Here is an 18,473-nt window from a genome sequence, read left to right as displayed (position 1 = left end):
ATCAGCTCCTAATCGCCCAGAATTGCAGGTCAAGATCTTCAAACGCACCCGCGACATGGAAAGCAAAACCACTTGAGCGACCTAACATCGACCATGCTGAGCTGGTTTTATCCAATTGGTAATAGGTATAACCGGCGTGGTAAGGCAACTGCCTTGGTGCCACTGGTAACGGTGTAATTGGAATGCCCGGTAATTGCAGTGAAATGAGCTCGCGGATTTTCTCCACTGACGATACTTTGGTCTGCTGAGTAAAGAGACGACGCAGTTCATCTAATGGCATGCGTGCTTTCACCGCGATGATGAATTCTGCGCTTTCAACCAGTTGAGGGTCGTGGATTGGGGCAACCATCAGGCCGTACTTACGTTTATCCAACTGAATCGAGACCGCTCTAGGCTCAAGTACGATACTTAGGCTCTGTCTTAAGTTGCGGATCAGCGGCCCAAAAGAGTGGGTCGGCATTTCATGGTTGTAGCTCGGGATGCTCGGTGGTAAACGACTTTCATCGGTAAATGTAGCCAATTCTCCACATACGCATGACAGGCACTCAAATAAACGTTCCGGGTGCAAACTGCGTAGCTCTGCCAAGTGTTGCATCTGGGGTTGTAGACGATTCAGGGCTTGCAACAGCATAAAATCAGACACATCCGCGACCCCGCCTTGAGAGGGAGAGCTGATACGTTGAGCAATGTTTTTGGCACGTTCGCGCATTAACCCAGATATTTCGTTAATAAAACGGTGCAAAGCCGCATTGCTCGCAACATTAAGATGGCACGGAATAAAGTCCGGATCGAGTACGACACTGCCATCAGGACGTTTTTCTAAAATACGAGCGATCGCAATTGAGGCGTAAGAGCTTCTGTCTTCTTTTTCAAGCATCAACTGCACACGAACAGGTGAGACATCTAGCGTTGTGGTGTCACCGCGCACGGTATGTACATCACGCACTTCTAGACGATTGCTTAAATAACGCCCGGTTCCACGCTCTTCAGGCCAGTTAATCTCCATTAACGATTCACTGCGAAGTGGCACCGCTAAATAGACCAACTGGTTTGCAAGCGAAGCATCGGCAATCTCGAGCGCATCTGGCAACACATCTTCCTGAGGAATACGGAAAACGGTTCCATCAGGCATAATACCAACCGCACGTTCGATCGCGATACGACCAAAAGAGAGATATTCAGGGTTAAGTGATAACTCTGATACTCCGTAAAGGTAGCCACTGACTGATGAGATGCGTTCATCAATATGATATTCAAAATAGCGTTGCTGCTGCTGGAAATGCTGCGGTTTAATGAATAGACCTTCATTCCAAATGACACGATTACGCGCAAACATCTTGTTATTCCACCCTTTCCAGTTTTACATCGTAGTCTTTGAAATACATCAAAAGATGATATTCCCTACCTTTGTTAAGCACTTTGACGGCCTTTTTCCATTCACTCAGCTCAGGTTCAGCAAAATGCGCCATGACCCCAATGTAGTTCGTGCCTTCATCAATCTCGAACGCGTTCACAAACTTAAACTGGCCTGGTGTCATTACATAATCGTAATTGGCGATAAAATTGCTGCGTAACGCTTTTTTGTAGTCTGCTTTTACTTGGTCATAATCGGCAGACATAAACATCGAATCATCTTTGAGCTCAAACACTTGAACCTCTATCGGCGACGCTTCACCCCAAATATTAGGGTTAGTACCTTCATCACTAACGAGACTGAACGTTACCTTGGTCGGCTGTGTGGCTGGCTCATACTTTTCTGATGAGCTACAGGCGGTTAATACCGTCAGTAGCATCAGCAGGACAAAAGACCGCTTGTTCACCGTTATAGCTCCAGCTGTTTTTCACGAATTTTCTTGTCGTAAGACTGCTCGAAAATTTCCCAAAACAGTTTCTCAAATCCTTTTTGGCGATTAGAAGTGAGCTCTTGGTAGTAGTGGCAATACATCTCCCACGCCCAAGCATCTGAAGAGTGGTTCTGTGCATCACTATTGCGCTTGTAATGTTGGAAACGGCGCAGTAGCACTTGAGGAGAAAAGGCATTAAGAATCTGATTTAGGGCTTCGCTAGTGGCGTGCTGCATTGCTTCGTTATGGTCGCGCACATTTTTTAGGCTTTCGGCAATCGCCGCTGGGGCAGACAAGTGCACCACACTTTTATCAGCATCATACAGAGTACGAATGGTTTCTTCGTATGATAGCCCCAAGCGAAGTGGGTTATCTTCAATCGGTTGCAAGTTACGATTCATCATACCAAAACGCCCTTCACTCACTTGCTGGTGAAGCTCAAGCAAACCTTGCACACAAGCTTGCAACGATTGCCCAAGCTCTTCTGAAAGCATGTGCATTTTCGCCATATCGTGGCTATTGCCAACGTCAACACCTAGCCCGGTGAGCATAGGGCCGGTCAATAAGTGTGATGCATTGTTTGACGAGCTGTTGTGTTGCTCGGAGTGAGGGTGGTAGCTTCTCGCCACTTCTTCCTCAAGTAGATCTAATACTTTATCGTCCATCGCTAAGCCCTCAGGTACGTTGTAAATACTGTTATTAATGTTCAAATGAGTCGGTGGTTGCGCAATCTCATGGTGCTCAACAGCCGGAATAGGTGGTAAATCGGTGGAGGTTTTGCCAAAACCGAGAATTTTCTTTAATCGAATCGATGACGTCATCTCATACTCGCTGTCAGCTTGAGGCGTAAACTGCAGTTGCGACTGCTGGCTATCGTATTCTGGCACTAATGAATGTTGTGCTTGTGCGAGTGGTTTTTCCGTCTCTTCAAGCAACGACTCTTCTTGTTTAATGCCTTGCAATAAATCATCTAAAGCGGCGATAGGGTCCATTGAACTCGGCTCTGGTTCATCCTCGTCGCGGCTGATATCATCCAATGGACCATCTTTGAGTAGATCGAGCCCCTCTTTAGCAAACAGCTGATCCAAAGAGCCATTAATCAGAGAATCGTCTTCACCCACTTGACCAAAAATGACACGAATTTGGTAAGGTCCAATGGCCACTTCATCTTTATGCTCCAACTTAGCCGAGGCACCTTGCCCTAACGGCTTATGGGAACCATTAACATAGGTATTACCAACCAGATCTTGAATGCAAAACGCACCATCAATCACACGGATGGCACAGTGATGATTTTGAATTTTCCCTTTACCGTCACGAAGCTGCCAATGCGCATCACTTGCAGAGCCAATCACACCGCCTTGCACATTAAACATCGCTTGTGCGGATAATCCTGATTCCAGTAGTTGCACATTCGTCACTACCATTGAAAGCGTTTGCTTCTTCTGCATATCGCTATTGCCTTACTTGTATAAGCACGCTTTTGTCCGCCAAATCGCGCCCTAAAAATGATGACCAACCCAAAGCCACACCACTGTCATGGCATAAACTCATCACCGGAGCCTCGCTCTCGTGCATGGTCAGCTCAAGGTCGTAAGCCATCTGCTCTCGTAAAATAAACTCCACCAACTTACACAGCGGTTGATGTTCTTTGCCTGATGGCAAAAAATCGGCAAATCGTTCTCGAGTTAAGTTTTTGATACAGATAACAAACTTACCGTTACAGTCCATCACTGACTCACCCAACATGCTGTTGATCCCAAGCTCACCATTCTGCTTACCTAAGCAAAACTGCTGATAAGGCTCTATCCGGACTTTGCGTCGAACCCACTGGCGAATACTGACTTCTTGCAGATCAAAACAGTGCGCGATGATGCCAGACACCACTTGCGGTGAACGACTTCGGCCAGCCAAAGTGCCCGCATAAGCCAGCATCTTGCACCAATTTATCGGTGTTTCGCCGCGCAAGTCCGCATCACCCAAACCGACTAAAGCAAACAGCTGTGATGAAAATTGATCCTGCGCACCCGCTTGAAAACGGACGTAATAGCGATACTTTCGCCATACGCGATATACAAGGTTAATCAACCGGTTATTGAAAAAATCTAAAAAGGGCCGCTTGAAACCACCGGGATCTTCTTCGACCAATTGCTGCAAAATAAAACCAGGCAACGGTGACTGTGCCCCAGTTAATCCGAAAAAATTGGTTTGTAAGATCAGGCGCTCATCCGCGAACTCACGTAAATCCGTTACGTCCGCTGGTGCAAAGCCTAAACTGGGGTTGGCACTGAATACCAACTGGCATGTCCGCTCCCAATCTTCTGATTCAGGATTAAACGCATTAAGTTTTTGCAGCAGTTCCACCAACTGATAGAAGTTGTACGTTCGTACATCGCTTGGTAAACCCAGTAGAGGCTCCGGCACAGCCGCCGCAGCCATCTCTAGATCAATGGCTGCATTCCTGTCTGTGTTCCCCATGTGTACTTCTCTTGATTGGACGCGTTAATAACGATCAGCTCATGAAACGAATTGATGCTGGCATATAGGGCAAAAAAGTGGCTAAGCACGGTGCCAAAGAGGTAAAGCTCCCCTTCTGAACCAAAACAGTTTTGATCAATATGAATCGTCGATTGCAGCCCTCGCACTGGCAAACCGCGCAATATTTTATCCACGGGTTGCGACTCAATTTTTTGGATCCCTTCAAGACGCAAACGCGCAACACGCTCCGCTTGGCGATCCACCAAGGCTCTGAAATCGTAAGCTCGCAACACACTGCTTAAGGCATCTTTGGACAGCAGCGATAAATAATTCAGCGATAAGTTAGAAATCAATACCCACAATAGACTGCCATCCAGTACTGGGCGCAGAGATTGTGAAGGCACGGTAATATTGCTGAAAGTGGCAAAGGGGGGGGAGCTGTCTGTCGGCTCACAAATGTCACCGACACCGAGTTCGAGCGGTAATAAGCGATTGGTGCAGGTGAGTTTGAGCGAGATGGCTTCATCGACATGCATGGATTGCGTTTCATCTCCGCGAATGAAAGAGATGAAATTATCAAATCCATCGCCACGGATACTGTCTCTCACTCGCGTGCGGTAATAGAGCGCTTCACGATTTCGAACCCGCTCCACTTCATGCTGAAAACTTTCAAATGCTGAATAGACACGTTTTTCACCCCGAATTCGTTGGCTGGCTTGAGTTTTGTCTTGCCAACCGAACACGCCGTCAACGCTGAACACTTCATAGTGAGAAGGGTAACGACTAGAGGGAATAATGCGATACTCTGAACGCTTGCCCGTTAAATCGATCGGATCGGCATCATGTTCAAACAAATTAATGACAGGGGTGCAGTACAACTGGAAATTATCCTGACGCACTCGAACGTCCGCTGGCAAGGTTTTCGAAAAACTGATTTTCAGTTTGAACGCACCATGCACTGATTTCGGCACTACGCTAGCCAGACGGGTAATGTCAACAAAATGAAATGCTTCAGGAAACGACAAGTATTCCTGCAAAACGCGATAACCTTCATACACATTGGAAGGATAGGGCAAAAGCGACTGCTCGCTATCAAACCCGACCGTTTGGAAGCTATTGCGCGGCAGCGTAAATTCTACCCCCGCGACTTCAACAGAAATCTTATCGAGGTAGTGGTTGAGCCATAGATAGAGCATTTGTGAGCTGTATTTATCACCACCTAAGTAAAAGCGCAGATCATCAAGATGCGCATCACCGACGCTTATCTCACCCAACATATTAAGCGACACTTCGATGATGGTCGCTTCTCTAGTATGCTGCGCAGTGACGTCAGTACATTTCAGTGGGTAAATCTGCACGTCACGACAGGTTCTAAAGTGACATTTGGTGCCGAAAACAGGCTTGCTATCGAGCTGAGTGCCACGAGCGATTTGCTGCTTATCACTGACACTTTTATCCGGTGTGAACGAGACAATACTCATGCTTGGCACAGGACGTAAGTAGTTTGGCCATAGCATGTTGATGATGGAGTGCGTTAGCTCAGGAAATTCATCTTCAACTTTTTCGCGCAAGCGAGCGGTGAGAAAGGCGAATCCTTCCAATAAACGCTCGACATCAGGATCCGTCGTTTTACCGTGTAAAAAGCGAGAGAGTTGAGGATGAATTTCAGTGAAATGCTTTCCTTGTTCTTTAAGGAAAGCAAGCTCTTCTCTGAAGTACTTATCTTGAGCCATAATTTTCTAATACACTCGGTACTTTCGGTTTTGATCCAGTAGCAGGTTGAACTGCACTTTCTCATGTAACGCATCACTGTTTATTTCGGCCACAATATGGAAGCGCAGCATCAAAGGGCTAAACACGTCCGACTCGGATCGAATCACAATATTTCGTAAACGGGGCTCATACACATCTAAGCAGCTTTGTATCGCAAGCTTAATCCGCAGCGATAAGTCTAAGGTTTCTAACGTTGCATCGTTAAAATCCACTAAACCTAACGTTGGAGCACTTTGTGCCTCACCCATGCGAGTATTCAAAATATTGGAAACATTGCGTTTGATTGATTGGAGCACATCCCATGCATTTGGCCCTTGAGTCAAAGACATAGGCTTGGTGCCAGCTTCTAAACGTTCAAAGAAGCCGACACCAAATGCACTCTCTTCAGGTGCAATATAAGTCATGGTTATGCTTGATCTAATCGACCAACCAATGACAATTCAAAGTTCGCGCCCATGTACTTAAAGTGAGGACGAACAGAGAGAGAGACCTGATACCAACCTGGTTCACCTTCAACATCCATGACTTCGATTTTTGCAGCACGAAGAGGACGACGGCTACGTACGTCTGCTGGTGGATTTTCTTGGTCAGCCACGTACTGTTTGATCCAACCATTAAGCTCGCGTTCAAGATCTTGACGCTCTTTCCAAGCACCAATTTGCTCACGCTGTAGCACTTTGACGTAGTGTGCAAGGCGATTGATGATCATCATATATGGCAGTTGCGTGCCCAACTTGTAGTTGGTTTCTGCTTCTTTGCCTTCTTTGGTATTCGGGAATATTTTTGGCTTTTGGATCGAGTTTGCAGAGAAGAATGCGGCGTTATCACTGCCTTTACGCATGGTTAAAGCAATGAAACCTTCTTCTGCTAATTCAAACTCTTTACGGTCAGTCACCAACACTTCAGTTGGGATCTTACTTTGCAGTGCACCCATCGATTCAAACACGTGCACTGGCAGATCTTCAACCGCACCGCCACTTTGTGGGCCAATGATGTTTGGACACCAACGGTACTTGGCAAAGCTATCGGTTAAACGAGTAGCGAAAGCAAACGCGGTGTTACCCCATAGATAGTGTTCGTGTGAAGCGCTGACACTTTCCACATAATTAAATGATTTAATTGGGTTTTCTGTTGGATCATAAGGTACGCGCAATAAGAAACGAGGCGCAGTCAAGCCAAGGTAACGCGCATCTTCTGATTCACGTAGAGAACGCCATTTAGTGTATTTAGGGCTTTCAAATGTTGACTTAAGATCCTTGATATTTGGTAGCTCTTCAAAAGAATCGATACCAAAAAACTCAGGGCCTACACTAGAAATGAATGGAGCATGAGCCATCGCACCAAGTGCACCCATGTATTGCAGTAGCTTCATGTCAGGGGTTGATGGCGTGAAAGCAAAGTTACCGATGATAGCGCCAGTCGGCTCACCACCAAATTGGCCATAACCAGAAGAATAAACGTGCTTATAAAGACCAGATTGCGTCGTTTCTGGTGCAAATTCAAAGTCTTCAAGCAACTCGCCTTTCGTTACATGCAACAAATCGACTTTGTTGTTTTCACGAAAATCGGTACGGTCAATAAACAGTTTCAAACCACGCCATGACGATTCCATCTGCTGGAAACGCTCTTCGTGCAAAATCTCATCCATTTGAGCACTGATTTTCTTATCAAGCTCAACCAGCATTTGATCAACGAGTGATTTGTTAACCGGCTCTTCCGTTTGATTCGAACCGATGAGATTCTCAATAAACGCAGCAACCCCTTTCTTCGCAACATCATACCCTTCTTCAGTCGGTGCAATGCGCGTTTGTGCCATGATTTCATCAAGTAAACTGCCTTGGGTGGCACTTTGTCTCTCTAAGACGGCTTCAGTAGTAGACATCAATTTCGTTCCTAAATTTGATTAAATAAAAAGTTGGGTTGATCAAGCCTTATGCTTGAGGCTCTTCTTCTTTGCCGCTCACTAGGCTTAGCTCAGATAGAAGTTTTTCACGCGATTCTTCCGAATTTAGTAGCTCTTGTAGACGCTCTCTAAATGCGGGAATATTGCCCAAAGGACCTTTTAAGGCCACAAGAGCTTGGCGTAGCTCAACCAATTTATTTAATTCTGGAACTTGTGCTGCCACTGAATCCGGTTCGAAGTCAGCAAGAGATTTGAAACTAAGCTCAACAGGAAGCTCAGCATTTTCATCGCCACTCAGTTTATTGCGCACTGTAGTGGTCAGTTTCAAATCGCTTTCACGCATAACCGCTTCAAAGTTGTTCTTGTCCACTGAAACGGTTTGTCTCTCTTCAAGTGGGGTCTCTTCGGTATGGCCTTTAAAATCACCCACCACCAGAGTTTTTAGCGGTAACTCAACTTCAGCCTGTGCATCTCCCGTTGCTGGAATATACTTAATATTAATCCGCTCTTTAGGAGCTACACTTCCTTCTTTAGACATATTACGTCTCCAATACCTATGCCAATCATTGTCAAAATTACGGACAAGAGCGTAGCTAAACTTAGTTACCACTTACTCAGGCCGAGGGTTACATAACGTTGTAAAAATTAAAGTTAAATCTATTGGACTTAAGTTCTAATAGAGCTCAAGTCTCTTAATATTTATTATCTGGTAGATTTTAATGAGCATTTAAACAATAAATCCCATTAATTAGCATTAGCTATTAAACTCTTCCCTAAATTACCCCATTAGATTTATCGATATTTTCGTGGGGATTTAAAATTCTCGGCACATTCTATTCATATAGGAGCATTTTAAATATAAAAAATCACAAAAACATGATCTTCACCCAAAAAAATATGCCGTTTCTAATACTGTATAATTTACCTAATTAATATCCCAAAAGACATCATGATAATAAAAATTCAGATTATTCTTATAGTTAAGAAATATGTCATTAGCTTGTGCTTTTTCTTGCTCACTCATCTTACCAGCAAGGCTTTCTTCCTCTAATTCCAATATTGAGTAGAGCGACTGCATACGTTCAGTACCAGCAGCAGAGAGATATAAATCTAAATAGGCTTGCGCTTTGATCCGATCGGGAGTCACAAAATGATAGGATGCGCTATCGCCGAGCAGAATCTTAACTACCGTTGCCAAAGAGGTAATATCACCTTGCTCTAAGGCCATCAGTCGCCATTGATAGGCATCTTCAAAACGGCCTTTGCTCTCTAAAATACCGATGTAGCGTCTCATCGCAGGGATATAGTTTGTCTTCGCAGCCGCGAGATAGAGCTCTCTCACCTTGGTCTCCCTTTCCCCAGGCATTAAAAACAGGCCTCCACCAGCTTGAACTTGCTTTGCTTTATCCATCAATGCTCGTGGATGATTAAAACTGACCGCTTTATCGAGATAGTAGCTATACATCTCGTTATCCATACCTTTGTAAAACTGGGCAAGCTCGTAAGTGGCTTGTGCAGGATCATCTCGTCCTAAACGAATCAAACTATCGTAATACTGGCTTTTCCAATACTGCACATCGCGATCTCTTAACCACTTGGCATCAGTATAAAGATGTTTCATGGCGCGACGATTGCCTAATTCTGCGGCTTTAAGCAGATATTCACGCGCTTCAGGAGGCGTTCTAATGGTCGTTTTGTAGTTCGAAAGCTCCATCGCGTAGAGAAAGGCGGCATCCGAATTGTCGTTGTCTGCCGCGTACTGGAGGTATGGTCGCGATTCCATATTTTTGTATTGCGCTCGAAGCAGTCGTCCGGTAGCAAACGCTTTTTCTGGAGACATATTTCCTACTTCATACACTTCTGCTACAGACGTTTCTTGCTCAGCATGTAACACCATCGAAGGAAATAAGGAGAGCGCTAAAATGGCATATGTTTTATTAATCCACATTGACGCGGCTTCCAAACTTGACGCTTGCGGAACACACAATGATAGACGTTGGCAGAAATCCATCATGAACCGTTTCCATATTACCCACTACAATACTCTGACTCATTATATTTCCTTAACTGACTAACCATTTATCCATAAACACGTAAGCAAAAATCATTCCCTTCAATTACGCTTACTTAAGAATAAAGCCCCACAGCCCGAGCGGGCAACAAATTGCCCGAGCGAGCAACAAATTGCCCGAGCGGGCATAATATTGCCTATATGATAATCAATACTCAGCCTTTACCCATCAAAATTAAAAACAATACACTCATTAAATTAAATAGAATCAGGAACCAATCACTACAAATAGAATTAATGACAAAAAACTAACATAAAGCTGACATTGTTTTACATAGAAATAAAATGAATTAATCCTCCAATCATTCTATATGTTTTAAATAAACGCATAGCATCAGGTTAAATCGACACTGTTAGCTTATTTCTTTGGGATTCACTAAGCTATATTAATGATATTAATAAGCTAGTTACATTAATTAATCGTATCATCATCGCCGTTCAACCAGAAACTGGCATTTCTAGGTCAAATCAGTACAATTCTGCGTTCTCCACCACCATCCACTGCGAGCCAGAGAAAATGCCGACACCAGCGCCCTGTTTTACTGCCTTTAAAAAACCTATTGAAGGCTACTCTCTGCCTGAGCGCTTTACTTTCCCATTTTGTTACGAGCCGCATCCGCTAAGCGAATTAGCGGCAAGCCAGCTGCAACAACACCTGCTGAACCAGCAGAATTGGCAACATAATTTTGGGCTCGATAATCACGGCGTGCTAAACCAGCATCCGGAAGCTATCGGGAAAATGTTTGGCGTTTTAGTGGTGCGTAAACAAAGTGGAGAGCTAGGGTACCTGTCTGCATTCTCGGGGAAGTTAGCTGAGCAAAACCTGCTGCCGCATTTTGTGCCGCCTATATTTGACATGCTCACTAACGATGGTTTTTTCTTGGAAGGCAGCGTGCCAATCAATCAAATTAATCAGCAAGTTGAACAATTGGAGTGCGATCCACAGCGTGCGCTACTTCAGCAGCAATGGACCACGGCCCAACAGCAGGCGCAAGATGAATTAGAAGCGCATCGCCAACTGATGATTCAAGGTCGTGAACAGCGTAAACAGCAACGCATCCTTGCCGAACAATCAAATGATGCCCAACAATTGCGTGAAACCTTAGATTGTCTCGCCAAACAAAGTGTGGCTGAAAAAACGTTCCTCAAGCAATTAAAACGAAAATGGGACGTCAACCTCAACGAACTACAAGCGCAAATAGACGCATTTCAAGAACAGATTGATGCGTTAAAAGAGCAGCGTAAAAATCTCTCTAATGCGTTGCAGCAACGACTTTTTTCTCACTATCGATTTCTCAATCAATACGGCACTGAAAAATCTCTGGGGGAGATTTTCCGTCTTACGGCTAACCCTGTTCCACCAGCAGGATCTGGAGAATGCGCCGCACCAAAATTGCTGCACTACGCGTTTCAACATCAGATGACACCGATTTCACTCGCCGAATTCTGGTGGGGAGCGTCACCAAAATCTGAAATTCGTCAACACAAGAAATTCTATCCTGCTTGTCAAAACAAGTGCCAACCGATTTTGGCTCACATGCTTGATGGGCTGAAGCTCGATGATAACCCGCTATTGCATAACCCAGCGCAAGGCAAAGAGATCGACATCATCTACCAGGATGAAGCGATTGTTGTCGTCAACAAACCTGCCGAGTTTCTATCCGTTCCCGGAGTCAACATTCAGGACTCTGTTTATACTCGTCTGCAACAAACGTTTAGCTCAGATGAAGGGCTTTTTGTGATCCACCGCCTCGATATGTCTACTTCAGGTTTATTGGTGTTTGCTCTCACCCGCCGAGCCAATAAAAGTCTGCAGAAGCAATTTATTACTCGCGGCGTTGAAAAACGCTACCTTGCCTTACTCGCTGGTGAATTACAGCAATCGCATGGTGACATTCGCTTACCGCTGCGGGGCGATTTAGATGACAGGCCGCGTCAATTGGTCTGTTTTGAACATGGCAAACCCGCTGACACTCACTGGCAATTAATTGAATGCCAAGATGGATTCAGTAAAGTCTACCTCTACCCCAAAACAGGACGAACCCACCAATTGCGTGTGCATTGCGCTCATGTGGAAGGACTCAACCTACCCATCGTTGGCGACGATCTTTATGGCACGAAAGGAGCGCGTTTACATCTACATGCTGAGTCACTGAGCTTTGATCACCCTTATACCAAACAAAGGATGACATTCACGGTGGATGCCGAGTTTTGATCGACATTCCGCTTTAGTGACATTGAGGTGACAAATCCTGACTTAGCACAGCTATAATTTCGCGAATGCGAACCTTTTTCTAAGTGCTTAACGTTGAGAACACGGCTGCTGTACCTTTTGATCACACTCACCGCAGTGCTAGGGCAATCAAACCTAGCACACGGGCAAGAGCAAACGCTGCAAGATCGTTGGCAGCATTTTCTACGCCAAGCCGAATCGCTATCGGCTGCGCGAGCCTTGCCATTGCAAAGCATTAACTCATACCCTATCGATCTTCTGCTCAGCGCCAGCGCCTATCCTGATTTTTCCCGTTATTCATGGCAAACCATAACTGAGCTCAAAGCGATAGCCTCACAGTGCGCACTGTCGCCCGGTTTATCAAAAACCTTGGCATCACGCCCTGAATTGCAAAAAGCAGCGTCGTTTGAACTCGCTTTATGCCAAGGCGATGAATTGCCCATCCGTTGGTTTAAGACTGCTCCGTTTCTGCATCCTGCAGGCGGGAGCTACGCAGAGCGATACTTAGCTTTTTCTACTCATAACATAACGGCCGAGCAAAACGCCGAGCTACAGCCCTACACGACTCTCTCTGACCCTCAGCATCCGCTGTACACCTTTTTTACCGATTTAGAAACGGCAGGGCGAGATGCCTTGGTCAGCGGTTATCGCGCTTATATTGACCGTCAACAACGGCTATGGATCAGTGGCGATTTCGGTATTCGCGTACTAAGCGCATTGCAATGGAAAAAAGTCGCGCTCGATCAGCAATTGGTATTGTCGGCCATCACAGCGGCTACTCAAAGTTGCCAATTACGCTACAGTAATCTGTGTGTCTCTAGCCAAGAAAAACCCAATATCTCACTGTGGTTATCGGTCATATTACTGCTGTTGCTCGCGACAACGCTGAGTAGGACGCTCTGGTTACGCCGCCAACAAGCCAAAGAAAAACGCTTTATTTTACAGTTGCTAACACATGAACTACGCACCCCTATCACCAGTCTTGGCTTGACCGTTGAGCAGTTTCGCCAGCAATTTGATACTCTGCCAGAGCTGGCCCAAGATACATTCGGCCGCTTACTGGCCGATCACCAACGTTTAGCTCAGCTTGCTCAGACCAGTAAAGGATTTTTGAGTAGCGACCCAAATGAGCCGTTTCAATGTCAAACCGCTTATCTCTCAGATTGGTTAGATCACTGCGTAGCGAAACACGAACTCAGCTATGAACTGACACAAGATATCGAGCTCACACTGCCGTATTACTGGCTTGGGATCTGTTTGGATAACTTGATCCGTAATGCCAAGCAACATGGTCAAGGGACAATCTCAATAACGGCCAGCGTGACTGACACTCAACTGCGGCTTTGCGTTAGCGATGAAGGCGAGTTTCCCTCTCGTCTAAAACGGCTATTTTCCCGTTCTCGCACGGCTTCCAATATGGGGATTGGGCTCCGTCTTGTGAGCCATTTGATGCTTAAAATGGGCGGCAAACTGACGTGTAAAGCCCACCCCACTCGCTGCCAATTGGAATTACCATTATGAACACACTGTTATTGGTCGAAGATGATCCCCTACTCGGGCAAGGTTTGCATGATTACTTGCTACAGCAAGGTTTTGATTGTTTGTGGGTACAGCAGCTCTCACAAGTCAAAAAAGCATGGTTTCGCGCCGATTTGGTGATTTTAGATAGACAACTGGCTCAAGGAGACAGCTTGGATCATCTACCTCAATGGCTAATGGCCAAAGCCGTGCCAGTGATCATCCTGACGGCCAAAATCGAGGTTGAGCAAAAAATAGCAGGTCTGATGGCGGGGGCAAAAGACTACGTCACCAAGCCATTTTCGCAACAAGAATTACTGGCGCGAATTCAAGCGCAACTGCGACCATTAGGAGAAAGCTTGCTTTCCTACGCTGACATTGCCATTGATCTCTCAAAGCGCAGCGTTACCTTAGGTGAGCAGTTGATGACGCTAAAACCGAAACAGTTTCAGCTATTACTGCTGCTGGTTCAAAACCAAGGACGTGTTTTTCACCGTGATGAACTACTCAATAAAGTGTGGGGCTACCAAGCCTTTCCCTCAACTCGAACCGTCGATAATCATGTTTTACAGCTGAGGCAGCAGTTACCCTCACTCAATATCGAAACCGTTCGTGGCGTTGGGTATCGTTTAGTCGAGGTGTCCAATGCGTAACCTTTGGCTGTTTGTACTGTTCGTCGTTAGTCCAAGCCACGCCGTGAGTGATGATTGGTTTATGGCAACACCACTGCAATCAACCTATCGCGCTTTAGTGAACCATCAACCACAGCTTGCCTGGCAAGAGTTGATCCTCGCACTCAATAACCAAACCATTGCCACGCAACACTGGGCAAGCGTCAAGCATGCCATTATTGAACAAACCCAATGTGGCCAACAGCTCTTAAGCGATGTGGTACCAAATGCGGCGCTGATCAAAGTCTCGATACAAAAAAAAACCAACGTGATGCAGCAAGGTTACCAGTTCAAATTATCAATGGAAGGAGCAGAGCTGCCTAGTCAGGTTGAACTTCTTGGCCCTGACAATGGCTTGCTCATCTCACAGAGCCAAGTAACGTCATCCGCCCCTTATATAGAATTAGAAAGCCCAGAACTGCTCTTTGCTCCGCAAGATGGCGTTTATCGACTGACACTCGACAAACAACACTATTGGTTAGTTCTTACCATGCCTTTTGGCTCCACATGGTTGCAATCCGCCTCTCCCAACGGTGGCTACCCACTAGCACTTGAGTCCCCCAAAGTATTGACAAACTGCCCCCCAACAAGCCTTGCTTGGCAATGGTTTGACGACCAATTTCAGTTAATCAAGCAGCAAGATATGGTAGCTATGAGTAATACTCAGCAATTATTGGACAAACCAAGCTCATCCCCCTGCTCGGCTAAATGGCTCAGTACTCTGATCAAAACTGTCGAATATCAAGGAGCAATCAAAGTGGAATATGTACAACGTTTGACTCTGCCAAATCAGGCTCAATGAAGACATCAGGGTGACAATTGAGTTGTCGATTTCTTATGTAATCAACACACCGAGACACACTGGAAATGACAAACCATGTATAAACCACTTTGTTCTTTATTGATCACTTGTACGCCACTTTTAGCGTTGGCTAGCCAATCACAACCGGCGTCAATTACACTGCATAATCAAAACCAAACCGTGCAAATAGAGCCACAAAATTTTGCTATTGATTGGCAGCAAAATGCCCAGCTAACCATTAACCAAGGCCAGCTAACCGTTAACGGCCAGCCACAACAAGTCAGCCAACTGCAACAAGATAATCAACATCACGCCTCTTGGCTGCTTGTTCCTAGCCAGTTAAAGGTCGAGGCTAATTTACAACAAACATTGAAGCTGTCGATTACCGCGAGCGCTGAGAGTAAGATCTCTCGTGCTAAACCGTTAACCGTGCAGTGGTTTGAACTGCCTGAGCAGCAAAGCAAAACGCTTATTCTTCCTTTTAGTGAAGGAATGCGGATTCCAACCGATAACCCACAGTGGGTGAACTACCTCATAGCGGAACGCTCTGCCAGCAATACCACCCAAGATCTCAAAATGCCATTTTGGAGTGTGGAAGCTGGCAATGAGCAGTATGTGAGCTACCAACTCAATACCGCCACCAACAACAAACTCAATTTTAGCGCCAAGCAAAACAAGCTAGACATGCAAGCCACGCACGCTTTCACTGTGCTCAACAAAGATGAGCCTTTTGAGGTGGAAATCTCCCTTGGCAACTCACCACTAGATGGTGCCAAACGCTACCGTCAGTGGCGAAAAGAGAATGGGTTATCACAAACGCTCGAACAAAAAGCGCAGCAAAACCCAACCATAAAACAGCTTATCGGCGCAAGTCATGTCTACTTGTTTGGCCAAGACTTAGTGTCCAAACAAGATGTGACTGATTTCTGGGCACTTAAAGAATGGTATTTTAAGCAGCCCCAGTGGGTAGCATCAAACGAAGCGCTCAAAGAGCTTAAGCCACTCGTTAAAGGAAAAGATTTTTTCAACAACTACAACAAACGGTTGTTGATTGACGAAGTGAATCGCTCGCTCAATGCTTGGATAAAAGAGCAACCTTCAACCCAAGAAGCAGGGATAGCTAGCCAATACCAAGCCGCTCAGGCACGAAAAGCATGGCTCGCAGAGCAGAAACTACCGTTTCTACGTGATGCCAGCACTTGGGGACAAGGGCTATCGACATCCATGATTGACGCACTCAGCTCAGCTGGTTTGCAGCACCTCTGGCTAGGTTTGGATAATTGGATGCCCGCCTTTTACCAGCCACAAGTGGTTGATCAAGCAAAACAGGCTGGCTACTTAGTTGGGGTGTACGACTCCTACAATACCGCCATAGCAAAAGGTATCAACGATGGTTGGCTTACCGCGCAGCTACCGGATGCAATGCGCAAGCAATGTGCGATAGAAAACGCCGATGGCAAAAAACAAAAAGGGTTTCGTGGCAACGGCTTTTACCTTAACCCAGCCTGCCAATTGGGCTTTGTGCAGCAACGCATTGAGGCAATTTTAAAATATGGCCGCTTTAACAGCCTGTTTCTTGATGTGGATGGGACCGGAATGGCCCGTGAAGATTACTCATACCAAGAGGGCCAAGGAATGAAAGAAAGCGCGATGCTGGAGGCATTTAATCAACGCATGCGCTGGATAGCCAATGAACAGAATGTGGTTCTCGGCTCTGAAGATGGCAACAGCCTGACGACACAAGGGCTCTCTTTTGCTCATGGTTTAGAAACGGTAGGATTTGGCTGGACAGATCCTGATATGAAAACTAACCGCCAATCGCCTTACTTTCTTGGAGCATGGTTCCCAACAACGAGCCCTGATTTTTTCTTTAAACCCGCGCAAGTCAAAGAGCCGTACAAAACACTGTTATTTGCACCGCAATACCGTATCCCTCTCTATCAGACCGTGTTCCATGATGAGGTGATCAACAGTCACCACTGGCACAACGACAGCGTGAAGTTTTCCAACGTGCAAGCGGAGCGAGATTTAATCGCCATGCTGTACAACACCCCAGCGATGATTCACCTTAGCCGTGATGAAGCGACGCCTAACAGCGCACGAGTTAACGCATTACGCCGTTATCAGCAAGGGTTTGCACCAATCCATGAAGTCGTGTGGAACCAACCTTTAGTCGATTTTAAATGGCTTGATGAACAAGGGATGGTACAACAAACAACCTTTGGTGATGGCAGTAAAATTACCGCCAATTTCTCTACGCAGCCATATAAAAAAGAGGATAAGGAAATAGTTCCAGCCTTGAGTATTCAAGCTGAACTCAGCAATGGGCAAAACCTCATTTGGGCATCGGATACGCTAAAGACAGAAAAATAGTCTCATCTCTCACTCATTAAAAGATAAATAATAGTGCGACACTTCAAGGAGGAAGTGTCCATTTCTATCATTCAGCAACCATAACCAGTAGCACAAATACAATATGAACAAACAAAACTAGACGACTGGTCTAATTTAAATTATAGTGCCGTCCATGAATACAAAAACCCATGATACTCGCCAACACATCCTTGAGGTCGGTTACCAACTTGTCGTAACCAAAGGCTTCACCAGCGTAGGCTTGTCTGAATTATTAAAAACCGCTGATGTGCCCAAAGGCTCTTTCTATCACTACTTTAAGTCAAAAGAGCAATTTGGCGAGGCACTGATTACGGACTATTTTCAGCACTATTTAGTACGGATTAATGCCCTTTTTAACCAAGAAGAAGGCAACGCCTATCAACACTTGATGCATTATTGGCAATGTTGGTATGAGCAGAGCAATGGCTTATGTAACGCACAGCGCTGCTTGGTGGTGAAATTAAGCGCTGAAGTTTCAGACTTGTCTGATGCGATGCGTATTGCTTTACTTAAAGGTGCAGATAGCATTATTGAGGCGGTCGGAAAATGTATCCAACAAGGGATCGACGACGGCTCCATTCACGTACAACACAGCCAGCAAACTGCAGAATTGCTTTATAACCTTTGGCTCGGCGCAAGTTTGCTCAGTAAACTGCGTCAAGATAACCAAGGGCTTGCACAAGCGCTTACGAGCACCGAACACATTTTGCAAGGCCAGTGCCCTAGTTAAGATTCACCCGCTATTTCGATAGCGGTTTTTTTGAAACCCAAACTAGACGACTGGTC

The 18,473-nt window shown here is 45.6% G+C and carries 15 protein-coding genes; 6 read left to right on the top strand and 9 right to left on the bottom strand.

Features of this window, described 5'->3' with window-relative positions:
- Window position 1 precedes the first annotated feature (1 nt).
- From tssK to AACV32_RS09260, 9 genes are all read right to left on the bottom strand, one after another.
- Window positions 2-1,336: a type VI secretion system baseplate subunit TssK gene (gene tssK / locus AACV32_RS09300; protein ID WP_017044997.1), complete on the bottom strand. Its 1,335-nt coding sequence runs from the start codon at window positions 1,334-1,336 to the stop codon at window positions 2-4.
- 4 nt (window positions 1,337-1,340) lie between these two features.
- Window positions 1,341-1,820: a type VI secretion system lipoprotein TssJ gene (tssJ, locus tag AACV32_RS09295; RefSeq protein WP_013868298.1), complete on the bottom strand. Its 480-nt coding sequence runs from the start codon at window positions 1,818-1,820 to the stop codon at window positions 1,341-1,343.
- Window positions 1,821-1,822: 2 nt separating this feature from the next.
- A complete protein-coding gene (gene tagH / locus AACV32_RS09290) occupies window positions 1,823-3,295 on the bottom strand; it encodes a type VI secretion system-associated FHA domain protein TagH (protein ID WP_017049294.1) in 1,473 nt (490 codons plus the stop codon).
- Between the two features lie 4 nt (window positions 3,296-3,299).
- The gene (gene tssG, locus AACV32_RS09285; protein ID WP_026028436.1) at window positions 3,300-4,322 is read right to left on the bottom strand and encodes a type VI secretion system baseplate subunit TssG; all 1,023 of its coding nucleotides are present in this window, start codon (window positions 4,320-4,322) and stop codon (window positions 3,300-3,302) included.
- On the bottom strand, window positions 4,286-6,055 hold the full coding sequence (tssF, locus tag AACV32_RS09280; protein WP_013868296.1) for a type VI secretion system baseplate subunit TssF: 1,770 nt from the start codon (window positions 6,053-6,055) through the stop codon (window positions 4,286-4,288). Before tssF ends, tssG begins: the two co-directional genes overlap by 37 nt.
- A gap of 6 nt (window positions 6,056-6,061) precedes the next feature.
- Complete coding sequence (gene tssE, locus AACV32_RS09275) at window positions 6,062-6,499, bottom strand: type VI secretion system baseplate subunit TssE (RefSeq protein WP_013868295.1); 438 nt, start codon at window positions 6,497-6,499, stop codon at window positions 6,062-6,064.
- Window positions 6,500-6,501: 2 nt separating this feature from the next.
- A complete protein-coding gene (tssC, locus tag AACV32_RS09270) occupies window positions 6,502-7,977 on the bottom strand; it encodes a type VI secretion system contractile sheath large subunit (protein ID WP_026027753.1) in 1,476 nt (491 codons plus the stop codon).
- A 49-nt stretch (window positions 7,978-8,026) separates the two neighbouring features.
- Window positions 8,027-8,536, bottom strand: coding sequence for a type VI secretion system contractile sheath small subunit (gene tssB, locus AACV32_RS09265; protein ID WP_017043584.1), 510 nt, complete (start codon window positions 8,534-8,536; stop codon window positions 8,027-8,029).
- 387 nt (window positions 8,537-8,923) lie between these two features.
- Window positions 8,924-10,012 carry a hypothetical protein gene (locus tag AACV32_RS09260; protein WP_017049296.1) on the bottom strand — a complete coding sequence of 363 codons (1,089 nt, stop codon included), beginning with the start codon at window positions 10,010-10,012 and terminating at the stop codon, window positions 8,924-8,926.
- Between the two features lie 574 nt (window positions 10,013-10,586).
- Here AACV32_RS09260 and AACV32_RS09255 point away from each other — a divergent pair.
- From AACV32_RS09255 to AACV32_RS09230, 6 genes are all read left to right on the top strand, one after another.
- Entirely contained in the window at window positions 10,587-12,284 is a 1,698-nt protein-coding gene (locus AACV32_RS09255; protein ID WP_017049297.1) for an RluA family pseudouridine synthase, read from the top strand.
- Window positions 12,285-12,377: 93 nt separating this feature from the next.
- Window positions 12,378-13,823 (top strand): ATP-binding protein, encoded by a 1,446-nt coding sequence (locus AACV32_RS09250; RefSeq protein ID WP_170894962.1) that lies wholly within the window; start codon window positions 12,378-12,380, stop codon window positions 13,821-13,823.
- Window positions 13,820-14,473 (top strand): response regulator transcription factor, encoded by a 654-nt coding sequence (locus AACV32_RS09245; RefSeq protein ID WP_013868288.1) that lies wholly within the window; start codon window positions 13,820-13,822, stop codon window positions 14,471-14,473. The genes AACV32_RS09250 and AACV32_RS09245 overlap by 4 nt, the downstream gene beginning before the upstream one ends.
- Window positions 14,466-15,293, top strand: coding sequence for a DUF2861 family protein (locus tag AACV32_RS09240; protein ID WP_170894961.1), 828 nt, complete (start codon window positions 14,466-14,468; stop codon window positions 15,291-15,293). The genes AACV32_RS09245 and AACV32_RS09240 overlap by 8 nt, the downstream gene beginning before the upstream one ends.
- Window positions 15,294-15,368: 75 nt before the next feature.
- Window positions 15,369-17,666, top strand: a complete 2,298-nt coding sequence (locus tag AACV32_RS09235; RefSeq protein ID WP_170894960.1) for a glycoside hydrolase — start codon at window positions 15,369-15,371, stop codon at window positions 17,664-17,666.
- A gap of 154 nt (window positions 17,667-17,820) precedes the next feature.
- Window positions 17,821-18,417, top strand: a complete 597-nt coding sequence (locus AACV32_RS09230; RefSeq protein WP_038169460.1) for a TetR/AcrR family transcriptional regulator — start codon at window positions 17,821-17,823, stop codon at window positions 18,415-18,417.
- Window positions 18,418-18,473 lie beyond the last annotated feature (56 nt).

The sequence above is a fragment of the Vibrio sp. B7 genome (assembly GCF_963888765.1).
Lineage (GTDB): Bacteria > Pseudomonadota > Gammaproteobacteria > Enterobacterales > Vibrionaceae > Vibrio > Vibrio anguillarum.
The sequence above is the reverse complement of the archived record's forward strand: the minus strand, read 5'-3'. Positions and strand labels throughout refer to the sequence as shown.